This is a genomic window from Streptomyces sp. NPDC026522 (assembly GCF_055567555.1).
The window spans coordinates 453312-473938 of sequence record NZ_JBVHQF010000004.1 but is presented as its reverse complement, the minus strand read 5'-3'; the positions used below and the strand labels follow the sequence as shown (position 1 = coordinate 473938).

Annotated in this window: 21 protein-coding genes, 1 tRNA gene and 1 riboswitch; of the genes, 14 read left to right on the top strand and 8 right to left on the bottom strand. The window is 69.8% G+C overall.

All coding sequences use genetic code 11. The features are described 5' to 3' along the window. Positions 1–54: 54 nt before the first annotated feature. Positions 55–129: transfer RNA gene (locus ACZ4M3_RS13570), tRNA-Leu, on the bottom strand. 511 nt (positions 130–640) lie between these two features. Continuing rightward, a complete protein-coding gene (bcp, locus tag ACZ4M3_RS13565; protein ID WP_467732068.1) occupies positions 641–1108 on the bottom strand; it encodes a thioredoxin-dependent thiol peroxidase in 468 nt (155 codons plus the stop codon). 136 nt (positions 1109–1244) lie between these two features. Between bcp and ACZ4M3_RS13560 the strand changes: the two genes are divergently transcribed. The 3 genes from ACZ4M3_RS13560 to ACZ4M3_RS13550 all read left to right on the top strand — a co-directional run bounded on the left by ACZ4M3_RS13560 (position 1245) and on the right by ACZ4M3_RS13550 (position 2468). After that, positions 1245–1565: a DUF3618 domain-containing protein gene (locus ACZ4M3_RS13560; protein ID WP_467732066.1), complete on the top strand. Its 321-nt coding sequence runs from the start codon at positions 1245–1247 to the stop codon at positions 1563–1565. 76 nt (positions 1566–1641) lie between these two features. Next, positions 1642–1983 carry a GroES family chaperonin gene (locus ACZ4M3_RS13555; protein ID WP_467732064.1) on the top strand — a complete coding sequence of 114 codons (342 nt, stop codon included), beginning with the start codon at positions 1642–1644 and terminating at the stop codon, positions 1981–1983. 67 nt (positions 1984–2050) lie between these two features. Next, positions 2051–2115: riboswitch (guanidine-III (ykkC-III) riboswitch) on the top strand. Positions 2116–2147: 32 nt separating this feature from the next. Beyond that, positions 2148–2468, top strand: a complete 321-nt coding sequence (locus tag ACZ4M3_RS13550) for a DMT family transporter (protein ID WP_467732062.1) — start codon at positions 2148–2150, stop codon at positions 2466–2468. A 21-nt stretch (positions 2469–2489) separates the two neighbouring features. On the opposite strand, the gene ACZ4M3_RS13545 is transcribed toward ACZ4M3_RS13550, so the two are convergent. After that, the gene (locus tag ACZ4M3_RS13545) at positions 2490–4895 is read right to left on the bottom strand and encodes a transglycosylase domain-containing protein (protein WP_467732060.1); all 2406 of its coding nucleotides are present in this window, start codon (positions 4893–4895) and stop codon (positions 2490–2492) included. 173 nt (positions 4896–5068) lie between these two features. On the opposite strand from ACZ4M3_RS13545, the gene ACZ4M3_RS13540 reads away from it, so the two are divergent. The 5 genes from ACZ4M3_RS13540 to ACZ4M3_RS13520 all read left to right on the top strand — a co-directional run bounded on the left by ACZ4M3_RS13540 (position 5069) and on the right by ACZ4M3_RS13520 (position 10251). Then, positions 5069–5995, top strand: coding sequence for an ABC transporter permease (locus ACZ4M3_RS13540; protein WP_467732058.1), 927 nt, complete (start codon positions 5069–5071; stop codon positions 5993–5995). Positions 5996–6098: 103 nt separating this feature from the next. Continuing rightward, a complete protein-coding gene (locus tag ACZ4M3_RS13535) occupies positions 6099–6863 on the top strand; it encodes an ABC transporter permease (RefSeq protein ID WP_467732253.1) in 765 nt (254 codons plus the stop codon). 9 nt (positions 6864–6872) lie between these two features. Next, complete coding sequence (locus ACZ4M3_RS13530) at positions 6873–7841, top strand: ABC transporter ATP-binding protein (protein ID WP_467732056.1); 969 nt, start codon at positions 6873–6875, stop codon at positions 7839–7841. Between the two features lie 80 nt (positions 7842–7921). Continuing rightward, complete coding sequence (locus ACZ4M3_RS13525) at positions 7922–8716, top strand: DUF1707 SHOCT-like domain-containing protein (RefSeq protein ID WP_467732054.1); 795 nt, start codon at positions 7922–7924, stop codon at positions 8714–8716. A 101-nt stretch (positions 8717–8817) separates the two neighbouring features. Then, positions 8818–10251: a DUF445 domain-containing protein gene (locus ACZ4M3_RS13520; RefSeq protein ID WP_467732052.1), complete on the top strand. Its 1434-nt coding sequence runs from the start codon at positions 8818–8820 to the stop codon at positions 10249–10251. A 130-nt stretch (positions 10252–10381) separates the two neighbouring features. On the opposite strand, the gene ACZ4M3_RS13515 is transcribed toward ACZ4M3_RS13520, so the two are convergent. Next, positions 10382–10684 (bottom strand): hypothetical protein, encoded by a 303-nt coding sequence (locus tag ACZ4M3_RS13515; protein WP_467732050.1) that lies wholly within the window; start codon positions 10682–10684, stop codon positions 10382–10384. Positions 10685–10734: 50 nt separating this feature from the next. Then, positions 10735–10911 carry a hypothetical protein gene (locus tag ACZ4M3_RS13510; RefSeq protein WP_467732048.1) on the bottom strand — a complete coding sequence of 59 codons (177 nt, stop codon included), beginning with the start codon at positions 10909–10911 and terminating at the stop codon, positions 10735–10737. A gap of 245 nt (positions 10912–11156) precedes the next feature. Between ACZ4M3_RS13510 and ACZ4M3_RS13505 the strand changes: the two genes are divergently transcribed. Both ACZ4M3_RS13505 and ACZ4M3_RS13500 read left to right on the top strand, forming a co-directional pair. Further along, entirely contained in the window at positions 11157–11693 is a 537-nt protein-coding gene (locus tag ACZ4M3_RS13505; RefSeq protein ID WP_467732046.1) for a GNAT family N-acetyltransferase, read from the top strand. A 39-nt stretch (positions 11694–11732) separates the two neighbouring features. Next, complete coding sequence (locus ACZ4M3_RS13500; RefSeq protein ID WP_467732044.1) at positions 11733–12731, top strand: hypothetical protein; 999 nt, start codon at positions 11733–11735, stop codon at positions 12729–12731. On the opposite strand, the gene ACZ4M3_RS13495 is transcribed toward ACZ4M3_RS13500, so the two are convergent. Next, positions 12722–13519, bottom strand: a complete 798-nt coding sequence (locus tag ACZ4M3_RS13495; RefSeq protein WP_467732042.1) for a hypothetical protein — start codon at positions 13517–13519, stop codon at positions 12722–12724. The genes ACZ4M3_RS13500 and ACZ4M3_RS13495 overlap by 10 nt on opposite strands. A 234-nt stretch (positions 13520–13753) precedes the next feature. Between ACZ4M3_RS13495 and ACZ4M3_RS13490 the strand changes: the two genes are divergently transcribed. The 4 genes from ACZ4M3_RS13490 (at position 13754) to ACZ4M3_RS13475 (ending at position 19076) form a co-directional block, all read left to right on the top strand. Beyond that, positions 13754–14428, top strand: coding sequence for a hypothetical protein (locus tag ACZ4M3_RS13490; RefSeq protein ID WP_467732040.1), 675 nt, complete (start codon positions 13754–13756; stop codon positions 14426–14428). Positions 14429–14510: 82 nt separating this feature from the next. After that, entirely contained in the window at positions 14511–15923 is a 1413-nt protein-coding gene (locus ACZ4M3_RS13485) for a ParB N-terminal domain-containing protein (RefSeq protein WP_467732038.1), read from the top strand. Further along, on the top strand, positions 15920–17740 hold the full coding sequence (locus tag ACZ4M3_RS13480) for a DEAD/DEAH box helicase (RefSeq protein ID WP_467732036.1): 1821 nt from the start codon (positions 15920–15922) through the stop codon (positions 17738–17740). Before ACZ4M3_RS13485 ends, ACZ4M3_RS13480 begins: the two co-directional genes overlap by 4 nt. A 121-nt stretch (positions 17741–17861) precedes the next feature. Next, positions 17862–19076, top strand: coding sequence for a DNA cytosine methyltransferase (locus ACZ4M3_RS13475; protein WP_467732034.1), 1215 nt, complete (start codon positions 17862–17864; stop codon positions 19074–19076). On the opposite strand, the gene ACZ4M3_RS13470 is transcribed toward ACZ4M3_RS13475, so the two are convergent. Together ACZ4M3_RS13470 and ACZ4M3_RS13465 are read right to left on the bottom strand one after the other, a co-directional pair. Next, positions 19073–19534, bottom strand: coding sequence for a very short patch repair endonuclease (locus ACZ4M3_RS13470; protein WP_467732251.1), 462 nt, complete (start codon positions 19532–19534; stop codon positions 19073–19075). The genes ACZ4M3_RS13475 and ACZ4M3_RS13470 overlap by 4 nt on opposite strands. A gap of 84 nt (positions 19535–19618) precedes the next feature. Continuing rightward, positions 19619–20596 (bottom strand): NaeI family type II restriction endonuclease, encoded by a 978-nt coding sequence (locus ACZ4M3_RS13465; protein WP_467732032.1) that lies wholly within the window; start codon positions 20594–20596, stop codon positions 19619–19621. Positions 20597–20627: the final 31 nt, after the last annotated feature.

The window sequence follows — 20627 nt, the reverse complement described above, 5'->3', positions numbered from 1 at the left end:
GGCCGGACACGCCGAAGGCCCGGCTCTCAGAGCCGGGCCTTCGATGGGTGCAGGTGGGCCCGGTGGGACTCGAACCCACGACATACCGGATCTAAACCGGCATCCTCTTGCCAGCTGGGATACGGGCCCGCGTGGCATACCTTACCGCTGCGATGCGACGGTCCCATCGCGCGGCCGTCGGGCACCTCCCCGGCACCAGGTGCTGGTGATCGCATGGCAGTTGGCGACCGGTCCTCCCGCAGGATCTCCTCGGTGGAGCGTCGCCGCCGGTTGTCCCGTGCCCGTTCTGTTCGCCGAACGGGCGTGAAGTGCGAGGTGTCCATGCCGAAGGACTGCACCTTGCGGCTGATGTGCGTGCGGTGGCCGCCCACGGCATCGGGGCCGGGGCGCCGGAGTACTTCGTACATGAGGTGGAAGCGGCTACGGCGTCCATCAGGACCTCCTTGGTCCACTTCACCCCATCGCGCTCGAAGTGGGACACGTCCACGCCCAGGCGCCTCATCCGTTCCCGGTCGCACGTGCGGCCCCCGTACGGAGCAACAGGTCGATAGCCGGACGGTTGCGGGGGATTGCGTCCGATGAGCGGAATGACCCGCACCGGTTGGGTGCGGGTCACTCATCGGCGGGGGAAGCGCGCGGATCAGATGCCGAGGTCCTTGATGATCTTGGCTACGTGGCCCGTCGCCTTCACGTTGTAGAGGGCGCGTTCGACCTTGCCCTCCTCGTCCACGATCACCGTCGAGCGGATGACGCCGGTGACCGTCTTGCCGTACAGCTTCTTCTCGCCGAACGCGCCGTACGCCGTAAGGACCTCCTTGGCGGGGTCGCCGACCAGGGTCACCTTCAAGTGTTCCTGCTCGCGGAACTTCGCCAGCTTCTCCGGCTTGTCCGGCGACACGCCGATCACGTCGTAACCCGCCTGGGCCAACACCGCCAGGTTGTCGGTGAAGTCGCACGCCTGCTTGGTGCAGCCCGGCGTCAGGGCGGCCGGGTAGAAGTACACGATCACCTTGCGGCCCTTGTGGGCGGCCAGCGAGACCTCGTTGCCGTCCGCGTCGGGCAGGGTGAAGGCGGGGGCGGTGTCGCCCGGCTGAAGTCGCTCGCTCATGTCAGCAGTCTCCTCGGGAGGGGATCGGTACGGTCCGAGACTAAGCTGACAGACTGTTCACGGTGGGCCACGCCCCTTTGGCCACCACGACCGACCACGACCGACCACGACCGACCACGACGACGGAGGCAGCGCGGTGCCGGAAGCCAGGACCCCCGCACAGATCGAGGCGGACATCGTCCGCCGCCGCGAGCAGCTCGCCGAGACGCTCGACGAGATCGGTGTGCGCGTGCACCCGTCGACGATCGTCGGGGATGCGAAGGCCAAGGTCGCCTCCAAGGTGGACCACACCGTCGGCCGCGCCGTCGTGGCCGTGAACCGGTTGGTCACCGACGTGAGGAGCGGGCTGCGCCGGGAGGACGGTTCGCCGCGCATCGAGCGGATCGTGCCGGTCGTGGCGGCCGCGGCGGGGCTGGTCGGGCTCCTCGTGCTGACGGCGCGCCGCAAGCGCGGATGAGGTCCGCGGGTGTCGGCGGGGTGTCGGCGGTGACCCTGCGGGGTGCCGGCCCGGCGCGGGCGGGTAGGTTCGGGTCGTGAGCGACAACACCACCACCCACGACAAGCTGCCCATCCGCATGCTGCACGACCGTGTGCTCGTACGTTCCGACCTGCCGGAGGGCGAGCGCCGCTCCGGCGGCGGCATCCTGATTCCGGCGACGGCCGCCGTCGGCAAGCGGCTGGCCTGGGCGGAGGTGGTCGCGGTCGGGCAGAACGTGCGCAGCGTGGAGCCGGGCGACCGGGTGCTGTACGACCCGGAGGACCGGGCGGAGGTCGAGGTGGGCGGGGCGACGTACGTGCTGATGCGCGAGCGGGACCTGCACGCCGTGGCCGCGGAGCGGCTGGAGGGGTCGGACTCGACCGGGCTGTACCTCTGAACCTCTGACTTCGAGCGCGGAGGGGGCCGGTGACCGAGGTCACCGGCCCTTTTGCATGCCTTTTGCTACGGTGGTGGGGAACCCCCGACGAGACGCGCCGTACCGGGTTGCTGGACGCAAAGACGACGCACCCCCGTTCCGTTCTCGTCCCGGAGGTGCCTGTCATGGCCTGGGTTCTGCTTCTCGTCGCCGGTCTGCTCGAAGTCGGCTGGTCGATCGGTATGAAGTTCACTGAAGGTTTCACCCGGCTCTGGCCCAGTGTGTTCACGGGTGCCGGCATCGTCGCGAGCATGGTGTTGCTGTCGTACGCGGCGAAGACGCTGCCCATCGGTACGGCGTACGGCGTGTGGGTGGGGATCGGCGCCGCTGGCGCGGCGGTGCTCGGGATGGCGGTGCTGGGGGAGCCGGTGACGGCCTCCCGGATCTTCTTCATCTGTCTGCTGCTGGTCGCGGTGGTGGGGCTGAAGGCCACCTCCGGTCATTGATGCGGTGGTTCGAGGCGCCGGTCATTCGACGAATCGTGACGGGGGGCGGGGGCGGCGGTTCGCGTCGGTCCCGCCCAGGACCCCGGCGGTGAGGCCGCCCGCCGGGGTGCCGCCGGTGGTGGCTCCGGCGCCGGTTCCCGTGGTGGATCCGGTGCCGGTTCCGCTGTCGGTGCCGGCGTCGGAGCCGGTGTCGCCCTGGCCGCCGGTCGTCCGTCCGCCGGTGTTGCGGCCTTCCGTCGGCTGTCCGCCGTCGCTCTGTCCGTCCTGGTTCTGGCCGCCCGTCGGTGGTGTGGGGCGGTGCGGGCGGCCCGGCCGGCTGGGCGGTGCGGGCGGGAGCGGGGCGGTGCCGGGGGGTTGCTCCGGGTTGTTCGGGGTGAAGGGCGGCGGGGAGGGCGCGGTGCCCTGCTGGACTTCGAGGTCGAAGTCGAGGGGGTCGCTGCCCGCCAGGGCCGTTTTCGTGTACTGGGCCCAGATCCGGGCGGGGTACCCGCCGCCGCCGAGGCGGTCTTCGCCCAGCGCCCCGTAGAGGGATTCCAGGGCGCCGGTGTCCGGGTCCTGGCCCATCACGGAGATCACCGTCACCAGGTCGGGGGTGTACGCGGCGAACCAGGCGGAGCGGTCGAGTTCCGCGGTCCCGGTCTTGCCGGCGGCCGGGCGGCCGGCCGCGAGCGCGGCGGTGCCGGTGCCGTTGTCCACGACGCTGACCAGCATGGAGGTGGTGGTGTCGGCGGCCTCGCGGCTGACGGCCTGGCGCGGGGTGCGGTCGGGCAGCTGGACGGTCTCGTCGCCCTTGCTGACGTTCTCCACGAGGGTGTAGGGGGTGTAGCGGCCGTGGTCGGCGAGGGTCGCGTAGGCCTGGCTCATGTCCAGCACGCTGGCCTGCAGGGTGCCGAGCGCCATGGCCGGGCCGGCGTCGAAGTTGGGGGTGTTGTCGGGGATACCGAGGGCGATGGCGGTCCGTTTGACCTTGTCGGTGCCGACGTCCACGACCATCTGGGCGAAGACGGTGTTGACGGAGAGGTCGGTGGCGGTGTTGACGGTGATGTCCCCGTACGACTGCTGGCCTTCGTTCTCGGGCGCGTAGGGGATCCGGGTGCCGACGACTCGGCGCTTGTTGTCGCCGTTGTAGAGGGTGTTGGGGGTGATGCGGCGGCCGTCCTGGGTGCGGGCGTCGTTGTCGACGGCGGCGGCGAAGACGAACGGTTTGAAGGTGGACGCCACTTGGTAGTCGTGCCGGGTGGCGTTGTTGACGTACTGCTTGGTGTAGTCGACGCCTCCGTACATGGCGACGACCTTGCCGGTGGTGGGGTCGATGGAGACGCCACCGGCCCGGACCACCCGGTCGGCCTTGCGGGTCTGCGGGTCGAGCTTGCTGATGAGCTGCTTGTCCGCGGCGGCGACGATGGCGTTCTGGCGGCGTTTGTCGATGGTGGTGGTGATCCGGTAGCCGCCTTCGGACAGGGTCTTGTCGTCGACGATCTTGCGTTCGACGATGTAGTCCTTGATGGCTTCGACGAGGTAGCCGCGCTGTCCGGAGAGGCCGGCGGCGGGGCGGACCTTGCCGGGTTCGGGGAAGCGGGCGGCGGCGCGTTCGGCGGGGGTCATCCAGTTCTTCTTGACCATGCCGTCGAGTACGTAGTTCCAGCGGGCGAGCGCGCGGTCGCGGCTCTGGGGGTGGGCGACGACGTCGAAGGCGCTGGGGGAGTTGAGGAGGGTGGCGAGGTAGGCGCCCTCGGTGGTGGTGAGTTTTCCGACGTCCTTGCCGTAGTAGGCCTGGGCGGCGGCCTGGATGCCGTATGCGTTGCGGCCGAAGTAGCTCGTGTTCAGGTAGCCCTCGAGGATGTAGTCCTTCGACTTCTCCCGGCCGAGTTTGATCGCGATGAAGAATTCCTTGGCCTTGCGCTCGACCGTCTGTTCCTGGCCCAAGTAGTAGTTCTTGACGTACTGCTGGGTGATGGTCGAGCCCGACTGGGTTCCCTTGCCGGCGAGCGTGTTCCACGCGGCGCGCAGCATGGCCTTGGGGTCCACCGCCCGTTCGGAGTAGAAGTCCCGGTCTTCTGCGGCCAGTACGGTCTCCTGGACCGTCCGGGGGACTTGGGAGAGGTCGACGTTGACGCGGTTGACCTCGCCGTCGCGGGCGAGTTGGGAGCCGTCGGCGTAGAGGTAGAGGTTGGACTGGGCGGTGGCGGTCGCGTTGGCGGGCGGGATGTCGACCAGGAGGTAGCCGGCGGTCAGGGCGCCGCCGATCAGCAGGGCGATGAGCAGGATGCCGCCGAGGAGCATGCGCCAGGTGGGGAGGGCACGGCGCCACCCGGTGCGCTTCCGGGTCCGCCCGGCGGGGACCGGCGGAGTCGCTCGCGCCGGTGCGTGCCGTTGGGTGTCGGGGTCGCGAGGGGGCCAGCCCGCGGGTGGTGACTGGTCGTTCATCTCCGGGGCTCCTCGACGGTGTACGGCATGTCCACATCTGTACCGATGGTGTCTACCTGATAGCCGATGTGCGTGCTCGGGACGGGCGTAAATCCGTCGCGTGGCTCGCCCCTCCGCACTAAGCTCGCGCGCTTTGGCCGACGTAGGAACGACCTGGGAGGGGGAGGGATACGGTGCGCCAGCAAGTGGAGACGGAAGCGGACGACGGCGGGAGCGGCGGCGGCGGGGGCGACGGCGGCGGCAAGGGCGCGGAGAAGGAGGCCCGGGGGAGGGCGGGGCAGCGAGCGGTCCACGGGTTACGGCTCTACGCGGCCGTCGCGGTCGGCGGGTTCCGGCGGTACGCCACCTACGGGACGGCGACGGCGGCCGGGGTGTTCACCAACACCGTGTTCGGCTTCGTCCTCGCCTACACCTTCGTGGCGCTGTGGGACGAGCGGCCCGGGCTCGGCGGCTACGACCAGGGGCAGGCGCTGGCCTTCATCTGGGTCAGCCAGTCGCTGCTCGCCGCGGCCGCGCTGCTGGGCGGCGGGTTCCAGGAGGAGCTCCAGGAGCGCATCCGTACGGGCGATGTCGCCGTCGACCTGTACCGGCCGGCCGACCTCCAGCTGTGGTGGCTCGCGGCTGACCTGGGGCGGGCGGCGTTCCAGCTGCTGGCGCGCGGGCTGGTGCCGCTCCTGGCGGGGGCGCTGGCCTTCCCGCTGGCGCTGCCGGCCGATCCGGTGCGCTGGCTGCTGTTCCTGCCGGCGGTGCTGCTCGCTCTGGTGGTGAGTTTCGCGGTGCGCTTCCTGCTGGGGCTGGCGGCGTTCTGGCTGATGGACGGCGCGGGGGTCAACATGGTGGCCACCCTGGTGTCGATCTTCTGCTCGGGGATGCTGCTGCCGTTGACCGTCTTCCCCGGCGGGTTCGGCGAGGTGGTGCGCATGCTGCCGTGGGCGGCGATGTTTCAGGTGCCGATGGACGTGCTGCTGGGCACGGGGTCGGGGGCCGGCGGCGCGGTAGGGGCGTTCGCGTTCCAGGCCGGCTGGGCGCTGGCGCTGCTGGGGGCCGGCCGGCTGGTGCAGTCGGCGGCGACGCGCAAGGCGGTGGTGCAGGGTGGCTGAGGCGACACTGGGGCAGGAGCGGCCGGCCGCCGCGGTGCGGGAGCGCGGGCCGCGGCGCAACCGCGCGCTGGAGGGGCTGCGCGGCTACGGGTTGATCGTCGCGATGTGGGTCCGGTCGACCATGACGTACCGGACGTCCTTCCTGCTGACGACCTTCGGAAACGCGGCGATCACGGTCCTCGACTTCGCCGCGATCTACATCATGTTCACGCACGTGGACGCCCTCGGCGGGTTCTCGCTCGCGGAGATCGGTCTGCTGTACGGGTCCTGCTCCACCTCGCTGGGCTTGGCCGGCCTGCTGCTCGGCAACACCGACCGGATCGGCGCGCGGATCCGAGACGGCTCGCTCGACACCATGCTGGTGCGTCCGGTCCCGGTGCTCGCACAGGTCGCGGCGGACCGGTTCGCGCTGCGCCGGCTCGGGCGGGTCGGGCAGGGGTCCGGGGTGCTGGTGTGGGCGCTGTCGGTGCTCGACGTGGACTGGACGGCCGGGAAGGTGCTGCTGGTGCCGGTGATGGTGCTGGCGGGTGCGGCGATCTTCGGGGCGGTGATGGTGGCCGGCGCGGCGTTCCAGTTCGCGGCCGGGGACGCGGCGGAGGTGGTCAACTCCTTCACCTACGGCGGCTGCACGATGCTGGAGTACCCGCCGACCGTGTTCGCCAAGGAGCTGCTGCGCGGGGTGACCTTCGTCGTCCCGCTGGCGTTCGTAAACTGGCTGCCCGCGCTGTACGTGCTGGGGCGGCCCGATCCGCTGGGGCTGCCGGGCTGGGTCGCGTACCTGAGTCCGCTCGTGGCCTTCGCGGTGTTCGTGCCCGCGTCGCTGGCGTGGCGCGCGGGACTTCGTTCGTACCGGAGCACGGGGAGCTGAGGACGGGGCATGCAAGACGTACTGATCGAGGTGGACGGGGTCGAGAAGGTCTTCTCCGTGCGGCGCCGGGTGGGGCTGGTGCGGCGGGAGAAGCGGCAGGTGCGGGCCGTGGACGGGATCAGTTTCCGGGTCGGCCGGGGGGAGATGGTCGGCTACATCGGGCCCAACGGTGCGGGGAAGTCCACCACCATCAAGATGCTGACGGGGATCCTCACGCCGAGCGGGGGCCGGCTGCGCGTGGCGGGTGTCGACCCGGCCCGGGAGCGGATGCGGCTGGCGCACCGGATGGGGGTGGTGTTCGGGCAGCGCACGACTTTGTGGTGGGACCTGCCGCTGAAGGACTCCTACGGGCTGATGCGGCGGATGTACCGGATCCCGGAGGCGAGGTACCGGACGAACCTGGAGCGCTGTGTGGACCGGCTGGACCTGGGCGAGCTGCTGGACGTGCCGGTACGGCAGTTGTCGCTGGGGCAGCGGATGCGCGGGGACATCGCGGCGGCGCTGCTGCACGATCCGGACGTGCTGTACCTGGACGAGCCGACGATCGGGCTCGACGTGGTGAGCAAGGCGAAGGTGCGGGGCTTCCTGCGGCAGCTGAACGCGGAACTGGGGACGACGGTGCTGCTGACGACGCACGACCTCCAGGACATCGAGCAGCTGTGCGAGCGGGTGATGGTCATCGACCACGGGCGCCTGATGTACGACGGGACGCTGGGCGGGCTGCACGCGGCGGGGGCGGCGGAACGGAGCGAGCGGACGCTGGTGGTGGACCTGGAGCGGCAGCTTCCGCCGCTGGTGGTGGCGGGGGCGCGGGTGGTCCGGGTGGAGGGGGCGCGGCAGTGGCTGGCGTTCCCGGCGCAGGCTTCGGCGGCGCCGCTGGTGGCGGCGGTGGCGGCGGGGTACCCGCTGTTGGACCTCTCGGTGCGGGAGCCGGACATCGAGGAGGTCATCGCGCGGATGTACGCGGGTCGGGGGTAGGGGGAAATCAGGGTCGGTCCCGGGGTCCGGTACGGGGGCGATCCGTACCCCTGCCGGGGCCCAGTACATAGGCTGGGCCCATGAATGACGAGCGGCCGGAGAAGCCGTTGACGGAGGGATCGCTGCCGGGGAAGCCGGACATGGGGAAGGCGGTGCCGGGGGCCGCGGCGGCTTCGGCGCCAGGGTCCGGGTTGCCGCAGCTGAGGGCCTCGGACGCCGACCGGGAGCGGGTGGTGGAGCGGCTGCGGGACGCCGTCGCCGAGGGCCGGCTCGACATGGAGGAGTTCGAGGAGCGGCTGGACGCGGCGTACAAGTCGCGGACGTACGCGGAACTGGAGCCACTGACCCGCGACCTGCCGGCGCCGGGGGCGGCGCTGCCGGTGGCCTCGGCGCCGCCGGTGTCGGCAGTGCCCGAGGTGACGCGGGCGGGTTCCGGGGCGGCCTGGGCGGACCGCATCGGGGGCCGGGGCACCTCGTCGACGGGGATCGCCGTCATGTCGGGGTTCCAGCGCAAGGGCCGCTGGACGGTACCGGCGCGGTTCGACGCGTTCGCGCTGATGGGCGGCGGGGAGATCGACCTGCGCGAGGCGAACTTCGCGGAGCCCGAGGTGGTGATCAACTGCGTGGCCGTGATGGGCGGCATAGAGATCACCGTGCCGCCGGGCGTGGAGGTCGATGTGCGGGGCATCGGCTTCATGGGGGCGTTCGACCAGCGCGAGAGCCCGTTCCCGCCGGAGCCGGGCGCACCGCGCGTGGTGGTGACGGGCCTGGCCCTGATGGGCGGGGTCGAGGTACGGGTGAAGGAGCCGAAGGGGGCCAAGGGCAGCAAGGGCGGCAGGTGGGTGGACGGCCGGCCGCCGCGCAAGGAGCTGTAGGGGGCGCTGCGACTTCCTCCGGCGATCCCCTCCGGCGACTTCCTCCGGCGACTTCCTCCGGCGCGCCGGGAACTCCTGGGACCGGCCGGGAGTCGGATGCTATGCAGACAAAACCGGCCATCGGGGGAAGGCAGGAGTACGTGGAAGACGTGGACCATCGCACGGGGACGGGCGCGGGCGGCGCGGTGAGTGGGACCGGGGACGGCTCCGGTTCCCGGGACGGCTCCGGGTCCGGGGCAGGTTCCGGGTCCCGGGCCGCCGTCGCGCGGGGCGCTTTCGTGTTCAGCGCGGCCGACGAGGAACGCCGGCACGGTGTCCGCCGGATGAAGGCCACCGCGACCGGGCTGCTGACGCTGGTCGCGCTGGTCTACGTACTCGCCAAGTGGGCGCAGCACACCGGCGCGGGCGGCTGGGCCGGTTACGTCGCGGCCGCCGCCGAGGCGGGCATGGTCGGCGCGCTCGCGGACTGGTTCGCGGTCACGGCCCTGTTCCGGCGGCCCCTGGGGCTGCCCATCCCGCACACCGCGATCATCCCGACGAAGAAGGACCAGCTGGGGGTGTCGCTGGGCGAGTTCGTCGGCGAGAACTTCCTCTCCCCGGAGGTGGTCAGGGCCCGGCTGCACGCCCTCGGCATCGGCGGACGGCTCGGCTCCTGGCTGGCGGATCCCGCGCACGCCGAGCGGGTCACGGCGGAACTGGCGACCGCCCTGCGCGGCGCCCTGACCGTGCTGCGGGACTCCGACGTCCAGGCCGTGGTGGGCGAGGCGATCACACGCCGGGCCGAGGCCGCCGAGATCGCCCCGGGGCTCGGCAAGACCCTGGAGAAGGTGGTCGCCGAGGGCGGCCACCACCGCGCCGTCGACCTCATCTGCGCCAAGGCCCACGACTGGCTCGTCACGCACGGCGACTCGGTCATGGACGCGGTCCAGGGCGGCGCCCCGGGCTGGACGCCGCGCTTCGTGGACCGCAAGGTGGGCGAGCGGGTGTACAAGGAACTGCTGCGCTTCGTGACGGAGATGCGGGACATGCCGCAGCACCCGGCGCGGGGCGCGGTCGACCGGTTCCTCGCGGACTTCGCCGCCGACCTCCAGTCGGACACCCGGACCCGGCAGCGGGTGGAGCGGCTCAAGTCCGAGATCCTGGCGCGGGGCGAGGTGCAGGACGTGATCGCCTCGGCGTGGGCGGCGGTCCGGTCGACGATCATCGCGGCGGCGGAGGACGAACAGAGCCAGCTGCGGGTGCGCGTCCGGTCCTCCCTGATGACCCTGGGCGCGCGGCTGGCGACGGACGGGCGGCTCCAGGCCAAGGTGGAGGGCTGGATCGAGGGGGCGCTGGTGTACGTCGTCACCACCTACCGGACCGAGATCACCTCGCTGATCACCGACACGGTGGCGAGCTGGGACGCCGAGCACACCTCCCGCAAGATCGAGGCCCACATCGGCCGCGACCTCCAGTTCATCCGCATCAACGGCACGGTGGTGGGCGCCCTGGCGGGGCTGCTGATCTACACCGTGTCGAAGGCACTGGGGGCGTGAACCCCGGCCCCGCCATGTCCGGCCCCGCCGGCGTTTGAGGCGCGGGGGCCGGGGCGGAGCCCCAGAACACCCGGCGCAGCCGGGGCCGCCCCGCGCGACGGCGCCGCGGGGACCGCCCCCGCGCCGTCGGCTACCCGCGCCGGTCGGCCACCACCCACGCGGCCCCCGCCACCACCCCGGCCGCGCCGAACACGGCCGGCCACGCGCCGACCTTCTTGGCCAGCGGGTGCGCCCCCGCGAACCCGGCCAGGTACAGCGCGCCGAGCCCGGCCGCCGCCCCCGCCCCGTTGCGCCGGTGCCACTCCCGGCCCGCGGCGATCCCCGCGGCGCCCAGCACGACGCCGCCCAGCGGGCGCTTCTTGGTCCAGCGGGCCACGGCGTACCCGCCCACCAGCCCGGCCGCCGCCACCATCGAGGTCGGTACCCGCTCCATGTCCACTCCCTACTCGCGCCACCCGCGCCGTATCCGTCCGGCTCACGAGGCTAACGCGGCCCCCTGACCGCCCGACGGGCGCCCAGTCCGCCCAGCACCAGCACCGCCCCGCCGATCACCCCCTCCGGCACCGCCTCCCGTACGGCGGCCGGCAGCAGCGCCACGACCCCGAGGACGAGGAGGAAGGCGAGGGCGGCCCCTCCGGCCGCCCGCAGCAGTCTGTCCACGCCTTCTCAACGCGACCGCCGCGGCCGCGACACGCACGCCCTCGATACGCACGCCCTCGATACGCACGCCCTCGATACGGACGCCCTCGATACGGACGGCCTCGACACGCACCCCGCTGAGGGGATTTGTCGCACACTCGCCGGATCCGCCTGATACGCCGCCCATGGAACCCGGAGCGCATAAATTCACTCTCCAAAGACAAACGGGAAAATCCCCGCCAACGTGCCCCAGGAGTCCGGACATCGTGATCTGCTACGGACAGGCCGTCCTCGACCTCGTGGACGAACTGGTCGACGCCTACGCCGACGTCTTCTCCGCCCCGCCGTGGAACGAAGACGAAGAAACCATTCGCCAGTTCGCGGGCCGCCTCCCCGTCGACGCTCGGCGCCGTGGTTTCCGTACCGCCCTCGCCCAGTCCGCGGCCGGGATCGACGGGTTCGCCACCGGCTGGCTGACCCCGGCCGCCTTCCCCAAGAACCGGGCCTACGGCCAGGTCGCGGCGCAGCTCGGACCCGGCCGGGTGAAGGAACTCCTCATCGGCGCGCTGGAGATAGACGAACTCGCCGTACGTCCCTACGCGCGCGGCCGCGGCACCGGCCGAGCCCTGCTCACCGAGATTACGGCCGACGCCCCCGACCGGCGCGCCTGGCTGCTGACCTCGCGGCTGGCCAGGGACACGGTCGCGACGTACCGCCGCCTGGGCTGGCACGAGGTCCCCGCGCTCCCCGGCACCGAGACGGGCGTGATCGTCTTCCTGGCGCCGGACCACCCGAGCCGCTGACCAGGGATATCCCGTTCCGGGGGCGGGCATACCCGCGCCATGATCACCACAACGCCCCAGCGGCTGGCCCGGCGCCAGCTCAACATGGCCACCCGGCACCAGCTCACCGCCACCGCCGGAGTGCCCGACGGCACGATCACCTCCCGCACCCGCCCGGGCGGGCCCTGGCAGCGCTTACTGCCCCGGGTCTACCTCCTCCAGACCGGCCCCCCGGACCACCGCCAACGCGCCCTCGCCGCCGTCCTGTACGCCGCCGAGCCCACCGCCGACCCGCTCTCCGGGGACACGGCCGCCCTCACCGGCGGGGCCGCGCTCGCCCTGCTCGGCGTCCGCGAGGCCCCGTCCACCCCGGCGGACGTTCTGATCCGCGCCCCGCGCCGGCTCACCGCCACCCCAGGGGTCCGCCCGCTGGCCACCTCCCGCTGGCCGCGCACCATCACCGTCGGCGGCATCCCGAGTACCCGGCCGGTCCGCGCGGCCGCCGACTTCGCCGCCCGCGCCGACGACCCCGACCGCATCCGCTCGACGCTGGCCCACGTCGTCCAGGCCGGCTGGTGCCACCCGCACGACCTGCACGCCGAGCTGCGCGCCTCCCGCCTCCTGACCCGCCCCGCGATCCGCTCGGCGGCTTCGGAACTCCTGGCCGGCGTCCGCTCGATCGCCGAGGCCCGGGCCCGCGACACCCTCACGGCGACCGACCTCCCGACCCCGCTGTGGAACGCCCGCCTGTACACCCCGGACGGCGCCTTCCTGGCCAGCCCGGACGCCTACTGGCCCGACGAGGGCGTGGCCCTGGAGATCGACTCGGCCGAGTACCACTACACCCGCGACGCCTGGCACGCCACTCTCCGCCGCCGCCTGCGCCTGGAGTCCCACGGCATCCTGGTGGTCAGCGCGACCCCCTCCATGCTCCGCGACACCCCGACGGAAGTCCTCGCCGCCCTCCGCACCCTCCTCACCCTCACCACCCCCCGCCCCACCCCACCCACAGCCCTGGCCCGCGGCCACCAACAGCTCGTCCTCCCGCTTCAGTGCTGAACGGCTGCCGACAGCAGATAAGCCACGTCCGTGTGCTGGCCGGCTCTGTGCAGTGCCGCTGTGATGTTCAGGACGGCCTGCCGGTCGGCCCGCTCGCTCGCGCTGGAAAGCACCGTTTCCGCCGCTGCGTCCTGCCCTGCGGCACGGCAGGACGCGACGGCCTCCGCGACCTCACTCGGCGAGGCGGTACTCCCCGCCCGCCACAGCATCACGCCGGCGTCGCGATTGCGGCCGTCGGCGAGATAGCGGAGAACGGTCTCGAGCTCGGTCCAGGCGGGGCCCCCATGTTCCGTGCCGTGCCGGTCCCCCTCTCGGAGGGGGACCGGCACGGGCTCGTGCCGGGGGGCCGAGGCGGCGAGCCAGGGACCCGTTCGCGGTCTGTGCCGCACGACATGCGTGGGCCGAAGAGTCAGCGAAGCCGGCGCGATGCCGGGGGCGTTCGCCGGTCCGCTCCCTGAGGTCGGCAGAGTGGCGACCGTGTAGCCGCAACAGGGGCAGTGGCGTGCCGCAGCGTGCTGGCGCAGAGTCTGCAGCTCACCATAAGTGCACGGCAGCGTGAGCCCGGCAGCGAGGCATTCCGCCTCGACCACGGTGAAGAAGCTCCTGAGCAGGGATTCCTCGGGTACACGACCACCGTTCAGGTGATTGGACAGAGTGGTCGGCGCGATGTTCGCCTCCGCGGCTATGGCTGCCTGGGTCCGTTCACTGCACTCGCGCAGCAGGCGCATCTGCACGACCAGTGCACGGTGCGGAGTGGAGAGTTCCGGTGGCAGCCTCTTCCACTTCATCGCCCTTGGTAACAACGCGACCCCTCACCTCGACAACAACTGCCCAGTCTGAGCATGCCTGTTCATGCGGGGGAGGTGAATGTTTCTGCAGTTTTCACCTGCCCTCGAAAGTCCCGCGGGCCTGGACCCCTGACCAGCTGCCAGGCAAAGCTTTGGAGTGTCCGCAACGGCTGTCGGGCGAGGGATCCGCCCAGCCCGGTTCGGGACGACTACTCCAGGAAAGGGAGTTATGCGATGGCGCTGCCTTCGTGGACGGATACGCAGCTGGGGACCATGAAGCGTGCCGCGCTGTGGCTCGTATCCGTCATCGGTGAGGGGAAGACCTTCACCAAAGAGGACGTCAAGACGGCGTTTCCCGGGGTGAGCCAGGCCGACCGCCGAGTCCGTGATTTGCGCAAGCACGGCTGGCGCATTGACACGAATCGGGAAGACCCCAGCCTGGGTCAGCACGAGCAGCGGTTCGTGGCGCAAGGAGAGCCGGTCTGGCAGCCGGGCAAGGGCAGCGTGCCGGCTCAGTCCCTCACCGATACGCAACGCCGCGAAGTGCTCGCGCGGGACGGGCACTTCTGCCGGTCTTGCGGCATCGCACCCGGCGAGGAGTACCCCGGAACCTTCCAGTCCGCGCAGTTGGACATCGCCCGTCGCCCGGTTAAGCAAAGTGACGGGAAGGTCCGCATCGAAAATGTGGCGGAGTGCAACCGCTGCCGTGTGGGCGGCCGGGGCAAAGAGGCTGACGTCGAAGCGCTGATTGCGGGGGTCAGCAAGCTCGGGCCCATGGAACGGGCGATGCTGGGCGAGTGGATCGACGCGGATCAGCGGGAGTTCGGCGCGGTCGAGCGGTACTGGGCCGATTACCGGACGCTGCCGGCCGAGTCGAGGGAGAAGGTCCGCAAGGCCCTCGGTGGCTGATGTGCCGTCCAGGCCGGCCGGGGCTGCGGTGTGCCGCCCCGGCCATACACCCGCGTCTTTGCATATGGAGGGAACACACACTGTGAGTACGGACTTCGGACGGCCGCCGCGCGCTGCCGAGAACCGCGAACTCGTGGGCGAGAGGCTCAGGGAAGCTGAGGCCGGCACGGGACTGCAGGAGACGCTGACGATCGAGTGGCGTGCCAAGCCGCGCGTCGTGCAGGTCATCGACATGCCGGTGGACGGAGTGTTCTACAATCCGGCAACCCACCGGATCCGTGCCCAGCGCAGTTTCGATCCCGAGCGCGACCGGCAGCTCGTGGCCGATCCGTGGAGCGCCGAGAGCCAGGATTACCTGCATGACCTGCTTCAGGCGTCTCCCTCGAACCCGGCCAAGCGGGACACGGAGTTCGATGATCTGAAGAGCAGCCTGAAGGAGTACCGGCAGAACGAGCCGGGCCTCATCACCCGCGACGGGGTACTCGTCAACGGGAACACCAGGGTGGCCGCTCTCCGTGAGCTTGGCGTCAGCAGCGTCCGGGTGGGCGTCCTGCCGGAGTCCTGCACCTGGGACGACATCAACGCGGTTGAGCTGTCCCTCCAGCTGAGGCACGACACGCGGCGCCCGTACTCCTACATCAACCGGCTCCTCACGATCGAGGAGCAGGTGGTTCACCGGCCGCTCGCCGACATCGCCAGAGACTTCCGGATCAGGGTGTCTACGGCTGAGCAGGACCTATGGGTCCTCGCATGCCTGCGCGACCTGGCAGAGCGATCACGTGCCAACAAAGCGCAGCTCCGCCTGATGGACTTCGAGGATGCCCAGGAGAAACTCCGGGAGCTGCACCGTGCCTACAGCAAGGAGTCGAAGCAGAACCCGGAGCGGGCCGAGCTGGTCAAGGAGAACAAGCTCGCCCTGATTGTTCTTGAATTCTCGAAGACCGACGTGCGTCTCGCCGAGGCGGATTTCCGGACCCGCTACCTTGAAAACCGGCTCCCCAGCGAGCTGAATACCGCACCTGTGGCTGCGCCAGCGCGCACCATTCCAGGAATCAACCGCGGGGTCCGGGGTGATTCGGCTCAGGTAGCTGCCGCGAAGGCGTTCACCGACGTGCTGCTGCGGGCCAAGGCGGTCCAGCGGTCCGTCGACGTGGTGACCGCCCCCGAAGCCCAGCGGGCAGCTGACGTGTGGCAGCAGGCCAGGGACGCTGTCAACAAGGCTCTCGTGCCGGCGGGTAAGGACGCTCGTGTCCAGAAGCGGAAGCAGGCTGCGCCCGACCGCCTCAATGACGCCTGTGAGGACATCAACCAGTGCGTGACGGACATGGCCCTGGCTCGTGCGTCGCGCAGTCTGGATGACGATGCGCTGGAAGAAGCAGTGGTCGCGCTGAAGGCGAGCCTGACGAAACTCGCGCGGGAGGCGGCACGCAGCATCACGGTCCCGGGCGATGGGATCGCGTGGCTTCTCGAAGCGGTGAAGCTGGAGGGAGTGTGACGGCGCTCGGTGAACCGTCTCTGCGGGTCGGCTTCGACGTGTCCCGGACCAAGGCGGTTCTCCGGGCCGGAGAGGCATTTCGTACGGAACTGACTCATCTCGCTGCCCGTTTCCCAGGGGGCGGGCAACGTGGGCCGCTGGCGATGGAACTGTCCCTCGATGAGTTCCTCGCAGGAATCGACTCTCTCGCTGACTGGCCGCATCCCGACTCGGTTGAATGGGAAGACGAGCTCGCAGAGCTCGTCAACGGAGTCCTGGACGACGCGGACCGCGCTGAAAGGCACCTGCGAGGCGGCCCGGCCGCCTCGCAGGTTGACCTGAGCAGTCTCGACGAGGCGCTCGGCAGCGGGTGGTGTGCGAACCTCACGGATTTCCAGCGCAGGGACATCGCGAGGCTGCTGTCGTTGCGGCATGGTGCCAACTTCAGTGTTCCGGGTGCGGGGAAAACCCGTGTGGGTCTCGCTGTCTATGCGGCGATGAAGGAGGCGGGCGAGGCGCGGCGCTTGCTGGTGGTGTGCCCGAAATCGGCTTATGAGTCATGGCTTTACGAAACCCGGCAGTGCTTCAGCGAGCCTCCCGCCACGGAGGTCATGGGCAGGTATCCAGGAATCGGTGCAGAAGTCCTGCTCGTGAATTACGAGCGGCTCGACCGGTCTCTGCACGAGCTGGCGGCATGGCTGCGCGCGGTCCCTTCTATGGTGATTCTTGACGAGGCTCACAGGATGAAACTGGGGCTGCAGGGCACGTACGGCAGCGCCTGCATGGCACTGGGGCCGATCAGCCGCCGTCGGCTCATCCTGACGGGCACGCCCGCTCCGAACGGGGCGCGCGATCTAGAGAACCTGCTGTCGTTCGTCTGGCCTGGACATGGCCGCAGGGTGGTCACTCAGGCTGTCGCCGGCGGCGACCTCGCGCACGCGAGTTCCGTTCTGAGGCCGCTCTTCACGCGTACGACCAAGCGGGAACTGGGCTTGCCTCCTTTCCGGCCCCGCATCCGTTACATCACGATGCCGAGTCTCCACCGCGAGGTCTATGACGCCCTGGTCGGGCGCTTCACAGCGCGCGCGGAACTTTCGCGAGCGGATTTCGATGCCCTGGGGAAAGCGATGCTGCGGCTGCTGATGGCCGCCACCAGCCCGGCCCTCCTCATCGAGGGAAGCAGCAGGTACGAGCCCCTGAGCTATCGTGTGCCACCGTTGGAGATCCCTGAGGGAGAGCCACTGTTCGGGCTGATGCGGAACCTGCCGCAGCATGAGCTGTCTCCCAAGTACACGGAGACGCTCAACATCGTCGCCGAGAACGCTGCTGTGGGGCGCAAGACGCTTGTCTGGTCGACGTTCGTCCGCAGCATCACCACCCTGGAGAGCCTCTTGTCGGCCTACCGGCCGGCGGTGGTCCATGGGGGGACGGCCGACCGGGAAGAGCAGATCCGGCGTTTCCGGGAGGATCCGGACTGTCATGTGCTCATCTCGAACCCGGCCACGCTGGGCGAAGGGATCAGTCTTCATCACGAGTGTCACGATGCCGTCTACGTGGACCGTGACTTCATGGCCGGACGTTTCCTGCAGAGCCTCGACCGCATCCACCGCCTCGGGCTCGCACCCGGGACTGAGACGCGGGTCACGGTGCTGGCGGCCGAAGGAACGATCGACGAGGTCGTGGCCATGCGGCTCGAGGCGAAACTGGAGTTCATGGGCAGGATCCTCGACGACCCCTCCGTACAGGAACTCGGCGACCTGCAGGAGGAGCCCTCGGTTGCCGGCGGCATGGATATGGCCGATGTCCGCGCCCTTCTCGCACATGTAGGCGTCGGCTGATGAGACAGCCGGCTTCTGAGCTGCACGCGACGGGCGAGCCTGGTGCGATGCGGTCTGGTGCCTGATGTCAGTGGCGGATGCGACACTTGCCTGTCTGCATCAGCCACACCAGGAGGACTCGATGGATGCCAGCGAGCACACGCTGACCTCGATTGAGATTTGCGCGGGAGCCGGGGGGCAAGCCATCGGCCTCCACCAGGCCGGGTTCAGGCATCTCGCGCTCGTGGAGATCGACCGGCACGCCGCGAAGACCTTGACCGATAACATCGACCGTCGGCCCGAGTGGGGATTCGAGCGGAAGTACTGCGACATCTTCACCGGGGATGTCAATGACTTCAAGCCCGAGGTCCACCTCAAGAAGGCCTCGGACTACTTCGACGGTCCGGTTGAGCCAGGCGATGTAGACCTGCTTGCTGGCGGTGTCCCGTGTCCTCCGTTCTCCCATGCCGGAAAGCAGCTGGGAAAGGACGACGAGCGCGACCTGTTCCCCAGAATGCTTGACCTCGTCGATCAGATTCGCCCGAAAGCGGTGATGATCGAGAATGTGCGCGGAATCAAGGACGAGAAGTTCCAGGAATACCGCGACTACGTCGTGGCCCGCCTCGAAGGTGGCGGGGCGAAGCATCCCGTGGATGGCACCGAACAGGACTTCGAGGGTGCTGGGTACAAGGTGTGCGGCTGGGAGATTCTAGAAGCGAGCAACTTCGGTGTTCCGCAGCTCCGGCCGCGCGCCATCCTCGTAGCCATCCGCAGGGATGTGCTGGGGGACCTCACGTTCCGGTGGCCTGCCGCCAAGACAAAGGATGAGCCGGTGAGCGTATTCCATGCTCTTGAGAAGAGCATGGAAACCCGGTTCGCACCGCTGCTGGAAATGGGCGGGGACATTCAGGCGCGCGCTCAGGAACGTCTTGACCGGTGGCGCCAGCAGGCGGGGGAAGCTCAGGACCTGAAAAAGGACCGGGGAATCGCCCCCACGCTGGTCGGAGGTTCTAAGAAGCACGGCGGCGCCGACCTCGGACCGAGCCGGGCAAAGGCAGCATGGGCGAACCTTGGTGTCTCCGGCCTGGGTGTAGCTAACGAGGCGGTGGTGAGCCTTGCGAAGGGGACTTATGAGCGCGACCTGCTGCGCCCCGATGGTCCGATGCTGACAGTTTCCCAGGCAGCGATCATTCAGGGCTTCCCCGAAGAGTGGGAGTTTGACGGGGGGAAGACGGCGCAGTACCGGCAGGTGGGCAACGCCTTCCCGCCGCCGGTCGCGAAGGCCGTGGGCGAGGAGATCGCTGCTGTGCTCCGAGCTGCCCACCAGCGCAACCAGGCAGGCCGCGCCCGTAGCTAGCTGGCTTCGTGTCCGCTGTTCGCCAGCCGGGCCCGGACCGCGTCAGCGATCCGGGCCGCGCACACAGCCGAGTCCTGATGCTCCCAGAAGCGCAGCACCAGCCATCCTGTCTCCATGAGTTTCTCGTCGGTGTCCCGGTCGCGCGCCATGTTCCGCGCGACCTTTTCCGACCAGTAGCCGGAGTTGGTCTTCGGTGGTACGTAGTGCTCGGGGCAGCCGTGCCAGTAGCAGCCGTCGATGAAGACGGCCACCTTCGCCGGACGGAAAACCATGTCCGCTGTCCGGCGAAGACCGGGCAGCGGCTTGGCTGCCACCCGGTACCGGAGTCCCTGCGCGTGGACGAGCCTGCGCACCAGCTGCTCGGGCTTCGTGTCACGGCTGCGAATCGCCTGCATGTTGCGACGCCGGGCGGCTGAGGAAGCCCAAGAACCCGCAGGGCGGTCCCAGTCTTCAGTCATCGTGTCGTTCCGCTCCAGGCGTCTTACATCGGTCCAGGCCATTCAGGCGTTCAGGGCACATCATTAATTTACGACGCCCGGCCGTTACCCTGCGTCGTTGTCCGTATGCCTGGGCAGGAACGGCGCCGTCTCGACGGGGTCGCTGTCGTCGGCGAGCACCCAGAAACTACCGTCCAGCTCGACCCGCGGGCGGCCCACGTGGTGCGGTCGGGCCGGAGCCACCCGAAAGCTGACCAGTTCACCCAGCCTCGGCACGGCGACCCCCAGCGTCCTCGCGATCGCCTGGTGGCTGCTGAAATGGCCGGGGATCAGGAGCCCCTCCTCCCGGAGCACGGTGCGAGCCCGCCCTTTCGCCTCGCGGACTCGCGCCATGTAGTCACGCTGCTGAGCCACGGTCCGGATGACCCCCCGCCCTATTCTTCTGCGCTGGACTCGGCGAAACAGTTCGTTAACGCGCTTCTGCCCGGACGTCGGCGTGAGAATGGCGTTACGTGTCTCTTCCGGGAGGTGCAGGAGAACGTTCTCCGGCAACTCCGCGTGGTGCCAGAGCCAGAGAATCCTGTTCCTGTGTTCGGCCTTGACGGTCAGCTTCAGGTCGCGGTTCTTCCCACCGGTGAGCAACGCGTCTTCTATCCGCAGCAGTCCTGCGCTCCAGCGGCTTGCGAGGTCATCGGCCCAGACGAGCAAACACAGGTGGCCGACCGCTTCCGGCGGGATCATCCAGCTCCCGAACCGCTGCGAATATTTGCAGTCGACGTCTACACCAGCGATCTGGTAGTCCATCGCGGCGCCGTCGTCAAAGCTGAACTCGCGCTGAAGATTGATTTCTACGAGCGTTCCTGCGTGCGTCTTCTCCGTCTTGAACAGCTTCTCCCACTCGTACCGGCCGGTTACCTCACCGTTCAGCAACTGATCGATGGTGTCGCGCAGGACCTGGGCGAAGCGCTGGCCCGTAGGGTCCAGGCGGATCAGCTGCGCATGGACGGCCAACAGCTCCGGGTCGTTGTGCAGGGAGACCTGCGCGTGGATATTGGCAGCGGCTGAGACGTCCGGTTGCAGCAAGGGCCAGTCCTGTCTGAGATGACGGTGATGG

Excerpts from the sequence above, each read along its gene's own strand:
- ACZ4M3_RS13475 (WP_467732034.1), top strand. The coding sequence starts at position 17,862 with ATGGATGCCAGCGAGCACACGCTGACCTCGATTGAGATTTGCGCGGGA.
- ACZ4M3_RS13500 (WP_467732044.1), top strand. The coding sequence starts at position 11,733 with ATGATCACCACAACGCCCCAGCGGCTGGCCCGGCGCCAGCTCAACATG.
- ACZ4M3_RS13530 (WP_467732056.1), top strand. The coding sequence starts at position 6,873 with ATGCAAGACGTACTGATCGAGGTGGACGGGGTCGAGAAGGTCTTCTCC.
- bcp (WP_467732068.1), bottom strand. The coding sequence starts at position 1,108 with ATGAGCGAGCGACTTCAGCCGGGCGACACCGCCCCCGCCTTCACCCTG.
- ACZ4M3_RS13545 (WP_467732060.1), bottom strand. The coding sequence starts at position 4,895 with ATGAACGACCAGTCACCACCCGCGGGCTGGCCCCCTCGCGACCCCGAC.
- ACZ4M3_RS13520 (WP_467732052.1), top strand. The coding sequence starts at position 8,818 with ATGCAGACAAAACCGGCCATCGGGGGAAGGCAGGAGTACGTGGAAGAC.
- ACZ4M3_RS13490 (WP_467732040.1), top strand. The coding sequence starts at position 13,754 with ATGGCGCTGCCTTCGTGGACGGATACGCAGCTGGGGACCATGAAGCGT.
- ACZ4M3_RS13525 (WP_467732054.1), top strand. The coding sequence starts at position 7,922 with ATGAATGACGAGCGGCCGGAGAAGCCGTTGACGGAGGGATCGCTGCCG.
- ACZ4M3_RS13550 (WP_467732062.1), top strand. The coding sequence starts at position 2,148 with ATGGCCTGGGTTCTGCTTCTCGTCGCCGGTCTGCTCGAAGTCGGCTGG.
- ACZ4M3_RS13515 (WP_467732050.1), bottom strand. The coding sequence starts at position 10,684 with ATGGAGCGGGTACCGACCTCGATGGTGGCGGCGGCCGGGCTGGTGGGC.
- ACZ4M3_RS13495 (WP_467732042.1), bottom strand. The coding sequence starts at position 13,519 with ATGAAGTGGAAGAGGCTGCCACCGGAACTCTCCACTCCGCACCGTGCA.
- ACZ4M3_RS13470 (WP_467732251.1), bottom strand. The coding sequence starts at position 19,534 with ATGACTGAAGACTGGGACCGCCCTGCGGGTTCTTGGGCTTCCTCAGCC.
- ACZ4M3_RS13535 (WP_467732253.1), top strand. The coding sequence starts at position 6,099 with ATGTGGGTCCGGTCGACCATGACGTACCGGACGTCCTTCCTGCTGACG.